Genomic DNA, 15,507 nt, shown 5'->3' on the forward strand with positions numbered 1-15,507 from the left:
TGAAACTAAGGCACTAAGTGATTTTAACAGAGAGAAATAAAAGAGAGGGGAATGCAAGATGCCAATTAATATTCCGAAAAACTTACCAGCTGGAGAACATTTACGGGAGGAAAAAATCTTCGTAATGGAAGAGGACAGAGCAAAAACTCAACAAATTCGTCCGTTAAATATATTAATTTTAAATTTGATGCCTGAAAAAGAAAAAACAGAGCTACAATTACTTCGTTTATTAGGTAATACACCGTTACAAGTTAATATTACATTTTTAAATACAGCTACGCATGAATCGAAAAATGTCAGTAAATCACATTTGCAATTATTTTACACGACCTTCAATCAAATACGTCATCGCCGCTATGATGGCATGATTATTACAGGTGCACCAGTAGAAAAAATGGCGTTCGAAGACGTGAACTACTGGCAGGAAATTTCAGAAATTATGGATTGGTCTAAGCAAAACGTAACATCGGTTTTACATATATGTTGGGGTGCACAGGCAGCGTTATACCATCATTACGGCATCGGGAAAATTGAGCTTTCTGCTAAATGCTCGGGTGTATATTCTCATGTTATTACTGATTTAACAGTGGATTTAGTACGTGGCTTTAGTGATTTATTTACAGCCCCACATTCACGTTACACATCTGTATCAATCGACGAAGTACGCAACCATCCTGATTTACGATTACTATCTTATTCAGAAGATGCTGGTGTTTTCATTGTGCAATCTAAGGACAATAAAAACATTATGATTACCGGCCATCTTGAATATGATGCGACAACTTTAGCAGATGAATATAGTCGTGACGTTGCGAAAGGATTAGATATTGAAGTACCAGTGAATTACTTCCCACATGATAATCCAGCAAATGAACCGATTAATTCGTGGCGTGCCCATACACATTTATTATTCTCGAATTGGTTGAACTACTATGTTTACCAAGAAACACCATATGAATGGGATTTCGTTGATGAGATTGAATATCATATTTAATGTTATTCAATAGCAATTGTAAAGGAAAAATGATGACCTTGAACATTTCAGGGTCATCATTTTTTAACTCCATTATGCTGTTAATTTTCTGGGGAATTTTTATTTTTATCACTGTTTGGAATATTGCCGGTATCGCCATCATTCTGTGTAGCATTTTCACTATTACTGCTTGCACTTTGAGAAGCATTTTCGTTATTGCTGATACTTTCACTTTGTGAGGTATTTTCTTTATTGCTACTACTTGCACTCTGTGAGGCATTTTCGCTATTATTGCTGCTTATATTCTGTGAAGCATTTTGGTTATTGTTACTACTTGAACATTGTGAGGCATTTTCGCTATTATTGCTGCTTGCATTCTGTGAAGCATTTTGGTTATTGTTACTACTTGCACATTGTGAAGCATTTTCGTTATTATTGCTGCTTGTATTCTGTGAAGCATTTTGGTTATTACTATTACTTGCATTCTGTGAAGCATTTTGGTTATTACTATTACTTGCATTCTGTGAAGCATTTTGGTTATTATTGCTGCTTGTATTCTGTGAAGCATTTTGGTTATTATTGCTGCTTGTATTCTGTGAAGCATTTTGGTTATTATTGGTGCTTGCACTTAGTGAAGCATTTTCGTTATTACTGCTACTTGCACTTTGTGTAGAATTTTCGTTATTGTTACTACTTGCACATTGCGAGGCATTTTCGCTATTATTGCTGCTTGCATTCTGTGAAGCATTTTGGTTATTACTATTACTTGCATTCTGAGAAGCATTTTCGATATTACTGTTGCTTGCATTCTGTGAAGAATTTTCATTATTACTGTTACTTGCACATTGTGAAGCATTTTCGTTATTACCGTTGCTTGTACTCTGCGAAGCATTTTCGTTATTTCCATTACTAGCACTTTGCGAGGCATTTTCGCAATTACCGTTACTTCCACTTTGTGAAGCATTTGCGTTATTACCGTTGCTTGCACTCTGCGAAGCATTTTCGTTATTACCATTACTATCACTTTGCGAGGCATTTTCGCAATTGCTGCTTGCATTCTGAGAAGCATTTTCGCTATTACTGTTACTTGCATTCTGAGAAGCATTTTGGTTATTACTACTACTAGCGCTTTGTGAAGCATTTTCACTATTACCGTTGTTTGCATTCTGTGAAGCATTTTCGTTATTACTACTACTTACACACTGTGAAGCATTTCCTTGATTCCCATTGATTTTGCGAATCTTCGCGACAAGTAATAAAACTAATGGTAATAAAATCATGAAAACGAAGGAATACATAGGCCAAGTTTCTCTATTGTAAATATCTGAATGAATGATATTAGGATGAACAATTTGTGAAAGTCCAAGGATAATCATGCCAAGTGGAAAAATGAGCGGTCGATGATTTTTAATTTTGAATAGTTCTCGAATACCGATAACCGCAGCGTAAAAATACATAAAAGTTCTAATATAAATTGATATAATCCACATGGCTGCCATTATAACTTCAATACGCTGCAAAAAATTCCCGATTGAAATTCTTTGAGCTAATGAATAGCTTGGAAATGTCCTAGAAGCTGTATTTGCCGGACCCAGGACAAGGATACACAGTGTAATGATTGTAATTAAGACAATCCCTCCAAAAATTGTGCCAATATAAAAACCCTTTTGTGCAGATTTTTGGACGTTAACTGCGGAAGGAAAAATCGTTAATAATACGGCAAGCGGGAATGAAAAAAGACTTATAAATCGAATCATACCAAAGAATAATGATTTTTTTGATGTTTCCATTATTGGCTGTAAATTTTCAATATGGATGGATGGTGAAATACAAGCTACAAATAAAATAAAAATTAAAATAAATATTGGACATAGTATTTCTGCAGAACGGGCAAAAACTTCAATTCCTAGATATGCAGCATAAATAATGATAATACTGAAGAGAAAAGCAAAGGCCATCGTAGGTGTTTCAGGCATAACTGATGTTTTCATGAAAATTCCAATGATGTATAATAATTCACCAGCAGAAAGTAAGCAAATAATAATAAAGCCAATCGCAGTAAATTTTCCAAAAAAACGACCTAATATCTTTTCATTAGCCGCTACAAAAGTAAGGGTAGGTGTTCTATTTCCAAAAGCAATGAAAAGCTTTATTACGGGGAAACTTAAAACGACACCAATGATCGCTGAAATCCATGCATCTTGCTTTGCTTCACTTGTTAAACTTGCAGGGATAATTAAAATGGTTGTACCAATGGAAAAGAGAAGGGTAATGATCATAAATTGTCTTGAACTAATTATTTCTTTTTCCATATGAACGATACCCCTTCTTTCTATACATAAAGTTGCCTTATTATTTTGTCAGGGAGACAATTAAATCTTTAATTGGTGAAAAAATAAAGGTAATCAAGTCAAGAGGGCTCGGAATTTTGATTCTTATAATGCAACGCCGATCAATAAAAAAATCGAAAAAAACAATCGTTTTTGTTTCTATGTTTTTCAAAATTTTGGAATCATTCGTTTGATTCCTTTTTTTGAATTATGATCCTGACAGTATTTTTTTGACTTATTAAGCGTAGTCGAGTCAATAAAGCTCTACGAGGGAACAACACTAGTGCGTCTTTTTGATCCTTTAGAATTAATGGGCCGAATGGACTTATATATGGAACACCAAAAATTCGTAAGCTGCATAAGTGTAGAACGATGATCATATGGCCAAACATTAAACCTAACAATCCAAGTATTGAAGTTAAAATCATTACTCTACGGCAGCTTGTCCGTTACTAATGTTCCAACGATGGATACGGCTGGTCCAATGGTTCCTGGCATTCGAAGACCTGCTTCTTTTAACATCTCGAAGACTAACTCCATGATGAGCGCCTCGACTATGGCAGGGAAGGGGACTCCTTCTCGTTGAGATGCAACACTAACCAGCATAGGAGTTGGTAGTATTTCTTGATGAAATATGGTGATAGCTACGTAAAGAGATGGTGCCACCAAAGCTAGGTTAATTCCAAAAAAAACCAAAAGGCTCAGCAGATTGTAAAAAGGATATAAATAGTGCCGGTACAACTAGGACAAACATCTAATAAAATGACCGTATCACCATTCAAAAATTAACATCGCCGACTGTTAAATAAGAATCTCTTAAATAGCGAATAATCTTAACTGTTTCTGTCTCATGACTTGCCTCAATAGCAAGCATTAGTTTATCAATCACAGATTCAGAAATGCTTATCTTATCGGTTAAGCCATCTACATAGTTGATCGCGAAAGCATATATTTCAGCTTTTCCAACGGTAATTTCTCGTATGAAAAGCTCATTGCTATTCCCGAGTGTGTTTTTAATTATCTTCAAATTTTGAGAAAGCGAACTATACAGTTGGTCGTTGTTTTGGGAGGTATCAGCAATTTTAGAAATAGACATGCTCATTCCTCCTCAAGATTTACATAACTATAGAATGTACAACTTTGAGAGAAGATAAACCAAGGTTGGAATTGAATTCATATAACTTCTTCCGGACGCATTATGCTGAGGCATGCATAATTGATTAATTTTCAAGAGCAAATGTATAGAAAAAATGATGACCATGAAATGATCAGGTTCATCATTTTTTATGCCACTATGCTGTTAATTTTCTGGAGAATCTTTATTTTTATCACTGTTTGGAGTATTGCCGGTATCGCTATCATTCTTGTAGTATTGCTTGAAGCGTTATCACTTTTGTTCGGTGAAGGATTATCGCTATTGCTGCTACTATCACTTTGAGTAGAATTAACGTTATTACTGCTACTTTCACCTTGTGTAGCGTTTCCGGCAATGTTGCTCCTTTCATTTTGAGTAGAATTGTTTTCGTTATTACTATTACTTTCATTTTCTATAGTATTACTGCTAGTGCTACTACTATCACTTTGAGTAGAATTAACGTTATTACTACTACTTTCACTTTGTGTAGCATTTCCACCATTGCTACTACTATTACTCTGTGAAGAATTAACGTTATTATTGCTACTTGCACCTTGTGTATCATTTCCGTTATTACTACCACTTTCATTCTGTGTATTACAATTACTATTAGTATTATTTCCTTGATTACCGTTAATTTTGCGAATCTTCGCGACAAGTAGTAAGACTAGTGGTAATAAAATCGCGAAAATGAATGAAAAAATTGGAAAGATATCTCTGTCGTATATACTCATATGAATGATACTAGGATGAACAATTTGTGAAAGTCCAAGGATAATCATTCCGAGTGGAAAAATGAGCGGTCGATGATTGTTAATTTTACATATTTGTGAGAAGCCGATGACCGCAGCGTAAAAATACATAAAAGTTTTTATATAAATTGATATTATCCACATTGTTGCCATAATAACTTCAATACGCTGCAAAAAATTCCCGATTGAAATTCTTTGAGCTAATGAATAGCTGGGAAATGTCCTAGAAGCAGTATTTGCCGGACCTAGGACAAGGATAGACAGTGTGATGATAGCAATTAAGACAATCCCACCAAGAATATTGCCAACGTAAAAACCTTTTTGTGCTGATTGATGGACATTAACAACAGAAGGGAAAATCATTAATAGTATGACAAGCGGGAATGAGAAAAGACTCATAAATCGAATAATACTAAAGAATAATGATTTTGCTGGAGCTTCCATTATGGGCTGTAAATTTTCAATATGGATGGATGGTGAAATACAAACTACAAAAAGAACAAAAATTAAAATAAACATAGGGAATAGAATTTCTGCAGAACGGGCAAAAACTTCAATTCCTAGAAATGCTGCATAAGTAATGATAATACAGAATAGAAAAGCAAAGGCCCTCGTTGGTGTTTCTGGCATAACTTCTGTTCTCATGAAAATGCCAATGATAAATAATAAATCACTTGCAGATAGTAAGGATAGAAAAATAAAGCCAATCGAAGTAAATTTTCCGAAAAAACGACCTAATATCTTTTCATTAGCCTCTACAAATGTAAGGGTAGGTGTCCGTTTTCCTAAAGTAACTAGAAGCTTTACTAAGGGTGAACTTAAAACGACACCAATGATCGCTGCAATCCATGCATCTTGTTTTGATTCACTTGTTATACTAGCAGGGATAATTAAAATGGCTGTCCCTATTGAAAAGAGAAGGGTAATGATCATAAATTGTTTTGAACTAATTATTTCTTTTTCCATATGAACGATACCCCTTATCTCTTAACATTAAGTTCCTTATTATTTTGTCAGGGAGACAATTAAATCTTTAATTGGTGAAAAAATAAAGGTAACCAAGTCTAGAGGGCTCGGAATTTTTAGCCTTAATGAGACGCCAATATTTAATGCAGTGCCGATTAATAAAAAAATCGAAAAAATAACGATCGTTTTCGTTTCTTTATTTTTTTTTAATTTTGGAATGAAGGCAACGGCAATCACAGCAGAAATTATTAGTATGAATATCGTCATAATCATGGCTTATTCTCCCTTCGTCTTACTAACTAATGAGTTTTCCATCGTTCCTACTCCTTGTGTGTTGACATGTACTTCAACTTTCACTGGTAGTTCTTGAAATATGGTTAGCCAGTCTTTTTTAATTTTTTTCCACTCTTTAGGATTTGTACGATGAAGTACTTCACCAAAACCAAAAATATCAACTCGGTAATTTTGCTGAACTGAACGGATTGTTTCTTCGATTTGTTTTTCAATAAGTTCTTCTGTTTTTTTATTTATGACGTGAATCGATTTTTCTTTCGTAAGGTCTATTTTACATTGAACTTCTCCGACATTTTGGTCAACATCTATAGAAACATTGATTTTGGGAGCTCCATTTTCAAATTTACCTTTTATTTTCGTCTTTGAGTGCGTAATCTCTGTTGCTAACGTATCTCCTTTAGGGCAAGCAAGAATTTCAATTGTACTTTGTAATTTGTCCCTTAAAAAACTTAGGCTTCTACTCTCATCTTCCGTTAAAATCCCAAGGAGTTTACCTTTTTTAAAAACAGCTAAGCCCTTATACTTCAATAGCACAGGAGATTTCGATCGTTTAACATTCGTTTGCTCCATTCCAACTTTTTTATTCCCTTCTATTTCAATGGCAGAAATGACTACACTTGTCGTTTTATTATTTATAGTATTGATTAATTCATCAATTTTAATGGATTCAGTTGTACCCCAAGTTTTCTCTGACGTTTTAAGAGAATTTAGTAATTTATTAGCTGGTACTTTTTCGATAGGTGTTAATACATTTAATACTTCATCGGCAGTCGCTTCATGGGCAACGATGACATCGAAATCATTTCTGAATTCATGATCTCTTGAAATCAAATCTAACGATTCGTTAATTCCTTCTTCTGCCAATTTGTTGCCGAGCACAACTATTTGAAGATGAGAAAAATAAAGTTTTCGAGCTGTTACTGTTGTCATTTTTCTAATTGCCTCAAAGATCGTTGCACCTTTTGAATGATAGGTAATAGCTGGTGATCGTCCTGAAGAAGGCTGTCTTGAGGAAATTTCACCAGGATCCACAACTTGAACAGTTATTTCATATTCATTATCAACTTTATCTATTCCTAATGCCGCGACAATCGCTAATTCATTGAGTTCACGCTTACTCCAGCAACCACTTAAAAGTAAAGTAAGAATCATTAGTAAACATATTGCCTTAAATTTTGACATGGTTCATTCCTCGTTTACACATTCGTTTGATTCCTTTTTTTCGTATTGAAATATTTATGACCCCTGACAGTATTTTTTTTACTAATTAAGCGTGGTCGAGTCAATAAAGCTCTACGAGGGAACAACACTAGTGCGTCTTTTTGATCCTTTAGAATTAATGGGCCGAATGGACTTAAATATGGAACACCAAAAGTTCGTAAGCTGCATAAGTGTAGAACGATGATCATAAGGCCAAACATTAAACCAAACAATCCAAGTATTGAAGCTAAAATCATTAATGGGAAACGAAGAGCACGAACTGTATTAGATAAGCCGTAAGAAGGGAACAGGAAGCTACAAATGGCTGTTAATGCCACAATAATAACCATTACGGCTGATACAATTCCAGCCTCTACGGCAGCTTGACCGATAACTAATGTTCCAACGATGGATACGGCTGGTCCAATGGTTCTTGGCATTCGAAGACCTGCTTCTCTTAACACCTCAAAGGCTAACTCCATGATGAATGCCTCGACTATGGCAGGGAAGGGGACTCCTTCTCGTTGAGATGCAACACTTATCAGCATAGGAGTTGGTAGCATTTCTTGATGGAAGGTGGTGATAGCTACATATAGCGATGGTGCCACCAAAGCTAGGCTTATTCCCAAAAACCTCAATAGGCGTACAAGAGAACTAATCATCCAATGTTGATAATAATCTTCAGCTGATTGTAAAAAGGATGTAAAGAGAGCTGGTACAACTAGGACAAACGGTGAACCGTCGACTAGAATTGCAATTTTTCCGTCTAATAGTTCACCAGCAATAACATCAGGCCGTTCAGAATTATAAACGGTAGGGAAAATCGTGAATTTAGAATCTTGAATAAAATCTTCGATGTAGCCACTTTCTAAAATACCATCAATATTAATACGATCTAATCGAGCAAGAACCTCTGCTACTATTTTGTCGTTCGCAATGTCATTTAAATACATAACAGCAACATCCGTTTTCGTTACTTCACCGATAATACGGGACTTGATCCAGAGATTCGGACTTTTAATTTTTCGGCGGATCAGAGCCGTGTTCGTACGTAATGTTTCCGTAAAGGATTCCCTTGGACCTCTAATGACCGACTCTGTTGATGGCTCCATAACGGCTCTATCTTTTGCACCTTTTGTGTTTGTCACGATACCGGTTGAAGATTCATCTAATAAAATGACCGTATCACCATTCAAAATAGAGTTGTACAGAACTGAAAAGTTGAAAATATCATTAACATCGCCGGCTGTTAAACAAGAATCTCTTAAATATCGAATAATCTTTTCTGTATCTGTATCTTGATTTGCTTCAATATCTAGCATTAGTTTATCAATCACAGTATCTGATATGGTTACTTTATCGGATAAGCCATCTATATAGATAATCGCTAACTCATATTTTTCAGCATTTCCAATGGTAATTTCTCTTATGATTAGGTCATTACTATTCCCCAGAGTGTTTTTAAGTATCTTCAAATTTTGAGAAAGTGAACTATACAGTTGGTCATTGTTTTGGGAGGTATCCGTAATTTTAGAAATAGACATTTTTCTTTCCTCCTCAAGATGTGCATAACTATAGAATGTACAATTTTGAGAGAAGATAAACTAAGATTGAAATTGAAGTCATATAAAAAAGCAGTGTTCCCTTCGTATAAACGAAAGGAAACACTGCTTTATTTTTTATACTCGTATATTAATTCGTCATTTGTAGCATCCACATCTACATTTAAATTGTGATCATTGAAAAACCATAAATCTTTTTCATCAATATAGTAGGTAACATCGTCAATAACTGTCTTTACACCAATGTTGATGGGTTCTTCACGTGTCATACCAAGAGAAAAGCCTTCGTGAAAAGGACTGGAACCACCATATCTAGCATAAAAACGAATAGTATATCCGGATTCTACTTCCATCTCTTGTTTAAACCATTGTAGGGCTTTATCTGTTAGTGTGATATTCACTGGAATGCTCCTCTCTTTGTTACAGCCATTTCACCTTTGGCTCGGTACCATTTTTAATGCGGGCAATATTTGCTCGGTGACGATAAATGATAAAGGTAAATAAACATGCCACTAAAATACCTAATGCAAAATCACCTGTAACAAAATAATAAACGATTGAATAAATAAGTGCTACTAAAGCGGCAATCATGGAAGTTAAACTTACAATCTTCGTTATTTTTAATGTTACAATAAAAGCAATAAATAGTAAGACAAATAGAGGCCAAGAATATCCTAAGAGAACCCCTGCTGATGTTGCCACTGCTTTCCCTCCACGGAAACCTGCAAAGATCGGGAACATATGACCAATAACTGCTATTAGTCCGAGAATTAGCGAGTGGATGGAGACTTCAGAGAATACAGGAAGAGCTAAAAGTAATACGGCTGCTGTACCTTTTAAGACATCCATAATCGTTACGACTATTCCTGCTTTTTTTCCTAAAATACGAAAAGTATTTGTCGCACCTAAATTGCCACTTCCATGTTGACGAATATCAGTTTTATAAAAAATTTTGCCTATCCATAACCCAGAAGGTATAGAGCCGATTAGATAAGCACATAAAATAATAAGTCCATTTAGCATAGCTGGACTCCTTTCATTCATTGATTATCACTTGGTACTAATAATATGTAACAAATATTCTACACTTTTTCTCTATAATCTACAATGTCATGAAGGAGATTTCTTAGTGTATCTTGAATTCATTACAAAAGATAACTATTTTTCAAGGATTTCTATATGTATATTGAATTTAGATTAGGCTTTTTGACACGATTCACGTAGCCAGCATGAATGCCTTTCTAAAAATATAGGTAAAATGGCAATTTTGTCAATCTCCCATTCCTTTGGTAGAATAGAAGTCTATCTTTAATTTCTAGAGTTAGCAAGTATGAATCTTCTTTAGACAGAAGAGACCCATTTTTATATTTATTATTGTACCTGTATATTTTTCAGACATTATTCAAATGCTTCTGAATGAAAAGATCCAAGCCTTTAGCAATTGTTACCTTTTTGAATGACCAGAAGTTAGCCATATGTTGTTTTATTTATGCAACTAATGTTTATTGTCCTGCGTCAAGGGAATAGGATAGTTAGTCATACATATTAAAGCAGCTATTGCAAATTTTCTTCCGGTAAAACAGATCAAAACGACGAAGCTGTGAGGAAATTTTAAAATTTTTTTGGGCCTGTCACTAGATATTGATAGGAAATGCTATTATTATTAGGAAGAGAACATAAATAGAACATGCGTTTGTTTTTTGGAGGGGAATATTTTTGGCGAATAAACAGTCACCAAGCGTCTATAATGATGACGCCATTCAAGTATTAGAAGGATTAGAAGCGGTACGAAAACGACCTGGCATGTATATCGGTTCTACAGATGGCCGTGGACTTCATCACCTAGTATATGAAATCGTAGATAATGCGGTAGATGAAGCACTGGCTGGCTTTGGTTCTCATATCATTGTCACTATTCATAAAAATCAAAGTATCAGCGTTCGAGACTTCGGCCGTGGAATGCCAACAGGTATGCATAAGATGGGGAAACCAACTCCCGAAATTATCTTTACTGTCTTACATGCTGGTGGTAAATTCGGACAAGGCGGCTATAAAACAAGCGGTGGCTTACATGGTGTAGGTTCTTCTGTTGTTAATGCTTTATCCACTTTTTTAGAAGTAACGATTCACCGCGACGGTAAAAAGTATCGTCAACGTTTTGAAAACGGTGGCCACCCTGTGACGACATTAGAAGAAATTGGACAAACAAAACAGACAGGAACGCTTGTTCATTTTTTACCAGATGATACGATTTTCTCTGTAACAAAATACAATTATGATACGCTTGCAGAACGTTTACGTGAGTCAGCATTTTTATTAAAAGGCTTAAAAATTGAATTAATCGATGAACGCGAGGAAGGCAAAGGTGATGTTTTCTTTTATGAGAACGGCATTGAAGCTTTCGTTGCGTATTTGAATGAGGAGAAAGACGTACTTCATCCTGTTAAGTATGTGGAAGGGATTCAAGACGAAATCGAAGTAGAATTTGCCTTCCAGTACAACGATGGCTACTCTGAAACAATCCTTTCATTTGTTAACAATGTACGTACACGAGATGGTGGGACACATGAAACAGGTGCCAAGGCAGCGTTAACTCGTGTGTTCAATGAATATGCACGAAAAATTGGTCTGTTAAAAGATAAAGATAAAAATCTCGAAGGGACAGACATTCGTGAGGGCTTAGCGGCGATTGTTTCTGTTCGTATACCAGAGCATTTACTACAGTTCGAAGGTCAAACGAAGGGTAAGCTTGGTACGAGTGAGGCGCGCTCGGCAGTGGATAGCGTTGTCTCAGAGCAAATTTTGTATGTACTTGAGGAAAACGCTGAATTGTCTGCATCTCTTGTGCGTAAAGCTATCCGTGCTCAACAAGTACGTGAAGCGGCTCGTAAAGCACGTGAAGATGCACGAAACGGCAAGAAAAGCAAAAAAGGCAGTACGATTCTTTCTGGAAAGTTAACACCTGCACAATCTCGAAATGCGGCGAAAAACGAGCTGTATTTAGTCGAAGGTGACTCTGCAGGAGGATCTGCCAAACAAGGACGAGATCGTACATTCCAAGCAATTTTACCTTTGCGTGGTAAAGTTATTAATACGGAAAAAGCAAAGCTTCAGGATATTATGAAAAATGAGGAGATTTCTACGATTATCCATGCCATTGGTGCTGGCGTCGGTACAGATTTCTCTGTCGAAGATTCAGCATATGACAAAGTCGTTATTATGACCGATGCTGATACTGACGGAGCGCATATTCAAGTGCTGCTATTAACGTTCTTCTATCGTTATATGCGTCCATTGATTGAAGCTGGAAAGGTATTTATCGCATTACCACCACTTTATAAAATATCAAGAGGTACTGGTAAAAAAGAAGTGATTGAATATGCTTGGACCGAAAATGATTTACAAAAGGCCATTAAAAAAGTTGGAAAGGGTTACATCTTACAGCGCTATAAAGGTCTTGGTGAGATGAATGCTGACCAGCTGTGGGATACGACGATGAACCCTGAAACGCGTACATTAATTCGTGTAACAATTGAGGATGGTGCACGTGCTGAAAGACGTGTAACAACATTAATGGGCGATAAAGTAGAGCCACGCCGTAAATGGATCGAAGCCAATGTAAACTTCGGTATGGAGGATGATTCAAATATTTTAGAAAATGAATTCATCCAACAAGAGGAGGACCAACATGAGTAGTACGGAAAAGTTTCAAGATTTACCTTTAGAAGAAGTAATGGGTGACCGTTTTGGTCGCTATAGTAAATATATTATTCAAGACCGCGCGTTGCCTGATGCACGTGACGGTCTTAAGCCTGTTCAACGACGTATTTTATATGCGATGTTTACAGAGGGGAATACGAACGAAAAACCATTCCGTAAATCTGCAAAGACAGTCGGTAATGTTATAGGTAATTATCACCCACACGGTGACAGCTCAGTATATGAAGCAATGGTGCGCATGAGTCAGGATTGGAAGGCGCGTCATATGCTTATTGAAATGCATGGGAATAACGGTTCTGTTGATGGAGACCCACCGGCAGCGATGCGTTATACAGAGGCAAGACTTTCTGCTATTGCAGCGGAGATGCTACGCGATATTGGCAAAAAAACCGTTGAATTTGTGCCAAACTTTGATGATCAGGATATGGAGCCAACTGTTTTACCAGCTCGTTTCCCGAATCTACTAGTTAACGGCTCAACAGGTATTTCGGCCGGTTATGCTACAGACATCCCTCCTCACGCACTTGATGAGGTGCTAGACGGTGTTCTTATGCGCTTAGATAACCCAAACACTACTGTAGATGAATTAATGACCGTTATTAAAGGGCCTGATTTCCCAACGGGTGGTATCATTCAAGGTGTCGATGGTATTAAAAAGGCGTATGAAACAGGACGAGGTAAAATCATGGTCCGTGCTCAAGCAGTCGTTGAGCCAATTAAAGGTGGAAAAGAGCAAATCATTATTACGGAATTACCGTATGATGTTAATAAAGCAAATCTTGTGAAGAAAATTGATGAGCAACGCGTGGATAAACGACTTGAAGGAATTGCGGAAATTCGTGATGAATCGGATCGTACAGGCTTACGTGTTGTCATTGAACTGAAAAAAGATGTTCCTGGACAAGGGATTTTAAATTACTTGTTCAAAACAACGGATTTACAAGTAGCTTATAATTTTAATATGATTGCTATCCATAATCGTCGTCCGACAATGATGACATTACCATTGTTACTGGATTCTTATATTACCCATCAAAAGGAAGTCGTGACGAACCGCTCCATTTATGATTTGCAAAAAGCTAAAGATCGTTCGCATATTGTTGATGGTTTAATCAAGGCGCTGTCCATTTTAGATGAAGTCATTGCAACGATTCGTTCTTCTAATGATAAACGAGATGCGAAAATGAATTTACAGGAGAAGTTTGACTTTACAGAAGTGCAATCAGAGGCAATCGTTAGCTTGCAATTATACCGTTTAACAAATACAGATATTACTGAGCTTCGCAATGAACAAGATGAATTAGATAAACTTATCGCCAAGCTTGAAGGTATTCTTAATAGTGAAGCAAAACTTGTACGAGTTATAAAACAAGAATTGCTTGATATTAAAAAACGTTTTACAGAACCACGCCGTTCGAAAATTGAACAAGAAATTGAAGAAATCAAAATTACGTTAGATGTCCTTGTGCCAAGTGAAGAGGTCGTAGTGACTGTCACAAAGGATGGCTATATTAAACGTACATCTACACGTTCACATGCAGCTTCGAATGGTCAGGATTTTGCTATGAAAGATTCCGATTATTTAATATATGAAGCAACTTTAAATACCCAGCATCATCTTCTACTGTTCACAAATCGAGGCAATTATATTTATCAGCCTGTCCATGAACTACCAGATATTCGGTGGAAGGATCTTGGTCAGCATATTTCAAGTATTGTGCCGACCGGAGAAGATGAATCTATTATTGCTGTGTATGGTTTTGAGACATTTGAACAGGCAAATACGTATATCTTAACAGCTACAAAAGATGGACAAATTAAACGCTCACCTTTAGCAGATTATGCTGTAACACGCTATTCGAAGCCGATCAAAACGATGAATGTCAAGTCAGGCGATGAAATGATTTTTGTAGATATCGTGAAGGACGAGGCAGAACTAATGTTAACGACAGATACTGCCTATGCTATTCGTTTCCCGATGGAGGAATTACCGGTAACGGGTGTAAAAACAGGTGGTGTCAAAGGGATTACGCTGAAGGACGGAGAAGCATTAGTCGGCGTCAATGTTTTACCGCCAAATGACACGGCATATGTTGCGATTGTGACACAGCGCGGTGCTGTAAAGAAAATGAATGTTGCCGAGGTAGAGATGACGAGTCGTGCAAAACGCGGCTTAAAAGTGTTAACAGAATTAAAAGCGAACCCACATCGTATCGTAGCTGTAGTAAAGGTTACAGATGAGGAACAGCTATTGATTGAAACGGAAAAAGGTATGCAAGAGATCCTTGATGTACAAGCATTAACTCGAGCAGATCGCCATTCTAATGGCTCCTTTAAAGTGGATATAGCTACAGACGGTGCCATTTCACATGTCTTTACGGTCAAAAAAGAAGAGAAATAACATTAGTTTTCAGCCCATGCTCCTTTACGAGCTGGGCTTTTTTTAAAACGCTGTTTTCATATGGAAAAGAAAATTCTAAGGTGTAGCTACAAAATACCTTGATAATTATTTTGAAAATAAATAAGCATTTAGCATATGAAATACAAGTAGAGCAAATGCTTATTTTTTGCTTTC

Annotated in this window: 11 protein-coding genes and 1 pseudogene; 3 read left to right on the top strand and 9 right to left on the bottom strand. The window is 36.4% G+C overall.

Annotated features, from left to right (window positions below; genetic code table 11):
* Positions 1 to 58 precede the first annotated feature (58 nt).
* Entirely contained in the window at positions 59 to 994 is a 936-nt protein-coding gene (gene metA / locus ACQKMV_RS05785; protein WP_427424806.1) for a homoserine O-acetyltransferase MetA, read from the top strand.
* An 80-nt stretch (positions 995 to 1,074) separates the two neighbouring features.
* Here metA and ACQKMV_RS05790 read toward each other — a convergent pair whose 3' ends face one another.
* From ACQKMV_RS05790 to plsY, 9 genes and pseudogenes are all read right to left on the bottom strand, one after another.
* Entirely contained in the window at positions 1,075 to 3,285 is a 2,211-nt protein-coding gene (locus ACQKMV_RS05790; RefSeq protein WP_427502830.1) for an endospore germination permease, read from the bottom strand.
* Between the two features lie 200 nt (positions 3,286 to 3,485).
* A pseudogene (locus ACQKMV_RS05795) lies at positions 3,486 to 4,054 on the bottom strand (spore germination protein); the annotation flags it as partial.
* Positions 4,055 to 4,081: 27 nt separating this feature from the next.
* Positions 4,082 to 4,399, bottom strand: a complete 318-nt coding sequence (locus ACQKMV_RS05800) for a hypothetical protein (protein WP_427502832.1) — start codon at positions 4,397 to 4,399, stop codon at positions 4,082 to 4,084.
* Positions 4,400 to 4,587: 188 nt separating this feature from the next.
* On the bottom strand, positions 4,588 to 6,156 hold the full coding sequence (locus ACQKMV_RS05805) for a GerAB/ArcD/ProY family transporter (RefSeq protein ID WP_427502833.1): 1,569 nt from the start codon (positions 6,154 to 6,156) through the stop codon (positions 4,588 to 4,590).
* Between the two features lie 39 nt (positions 6,157 to 6,195).
* On the bottom strand, positions 6,196 to 6,429 hold the full coding sequence (locus tag ACQKMV_RS05810) for a hypothetical protein (protein WP_427502835.1): 234 nt from the start codon (positions 6,427 to 6,429) through the stop codon (positions 6,196 to 6,198).
* 3 nt (positions 6,430 to 6,432) lie between these two features.
* Positions 6,433 to 7,632, bottom strand: coding sequence for a Ger(x)C family spore germination protein (locus tag ACQKMV_RS05815; protein ID WP_427502836.1), 1,200 nt, complete (start codon positions 7,630 to 7,632; stop codon positions 6,433 to 6,435).
* A gap of 14 nt (positions 7,633 to 7,646) precedes the next feature.
* Positions 7,647 to 9,194: a spore germination protein gene (locus ACQKMV_RS05820; RefSeq protein ID WP_427502838.1), complete on the bottom strand. Its 1,548-nt coding sequence runs from the start codon at positions 9,192 to 9,194 to the stop codon at positions 7,647 to 7,649.
* Between the two features lie 128 nt (positions 9,195 to 9,322).
* Positions 9,323 to 9,613 (bottom strand): HesB/YadR/YfhF family protein, encoded by a 291-nt coding sequence (locus ACQKMV_RS05825; RefSeq protein ID WP_427502839.1) that lies wholly within the window; start codon positions 9,611 to 9,613, stop codon positions 9,323 to 9,325.
* Positions 9,614 to 9,632: 19 nt separating this feature from the next.
* Entirely contained in the window at positions 9,633 to 10,235 is a 603-nt protein-coding gene (plsY, locus tag ACQKMV_RS05830) for a glycerol-3-phosphate 1-O-acyltransferase PlsY (RefSeq protein ID WP_427502840.1), read from the bottom strand.
* Between the two features lie 693 nt (positions 10,236 to 10,928).
* On the opposite strand from plsY, the gene parE reads away from it, so the two are divergent.
* Positions 10,929 to 12,908, top strand: coding sequence for a DNA topoisomerase IV subunit B (gene parE / locus ACQKMV_RS05835; protein ID WP_427502841.1), 1,980 nt, complete (start codon positions 10,929 to 10,931; stop codon positions 12,906 to 12,908).
* Positions 12,901 to 15,333: a DNA topoisomerase IV subunit A gene (parC, locus tag ACQKMV_RS05840; RefSeq protein ID WP_427502842.1), complete on the top strand. Its 2,433-nt coding sequence runs from the start codon at positions 12,901 to 12,903 to the stop codon at positions 15,331 to 15,333. The genes parE and parC overlap by 8 nt, the downstream gene beginning before the upstream one ends.
* The last annotated feature ends 174 nt before the right edge of the window (positions 15,334 to 15,507 follow it).

The organism is Lysinibacillus sp. NPDC094403 (assembly GCF_050278745.1).
Classification (GTDB): Bacteria; Bacillota; Bacilli; order Bacillales_A; family Planococcaceae; genus Lysinibacillus.

What these genes read in the sequence shown, in the direction of transcription:
- ACQKMV_RS05810 (WP_427502835.1), bottom strand. Translation starts at nt 6,429, where the DNA reads ATGATTATGACGATATTCATACTAATAATTTCTGCTGTGATTGCCGTT.
- ACQKMV_RS05790 (WP_427502830.1), bottom strand. Translation starts at nt 3,285, where the DNA reads ATGGAAAAAGAAATAATTAGTTCAAGACAATTTATGATCATTACCCTT.
- ACQKMV_RS05800 (WP_427502832.1), bottom strand. Translation starts at nt 4,399, where the DNA reads ATGTCTATTTCTAAAATTGCTGATACCTCCCAAAACAACGACCAACTG.
- ACQKMV_RS05820 (WP_427502838.1), bottom strand. Translation starts at nt 9,194, where the DNA reads ATGTCTATTTCTAAAATTACGGATACCTCCCAAAACAATGACCAACTG.
- metA (WP_427424806.1), top strand. Translation starts at nt 59, where the DNA reads ATGCCAATTAATATTCCGAAAAACTTACCAGCTGGAGAACATTTACGG.
- ACQKMV_RS05805 (WP_427502833.1), bottom strand. Translation starts at nt 6,156, where the DNA reads ATGGAAAAAGAAATAATTAGTTCAAAACAATTTATGATCATTACCCTT.
- parC (WP_427502842.1), top strand. Translation starts at nt 12,901, where the DNA reads ATGAGTAGTACGGAAAAGTTTCAAGATTTACCTTTAGAAGAAGTAATG.
- ACQKMV_RS05815 (WP_427502836.1), bottom strand. Translation starts at nt 7,632, where the DNA reads ATGTCAAAATTTAAGGCAATATGTTTACTAATGATTCTTACTTTACTT.
- plsY (WP_427502840.1), bottom strand. Translation starts at nt 10,235, where the DNA reads ATGCTAAATGGACTTATTATTTTATGTGCTTATCTAATCGGCTCTATA.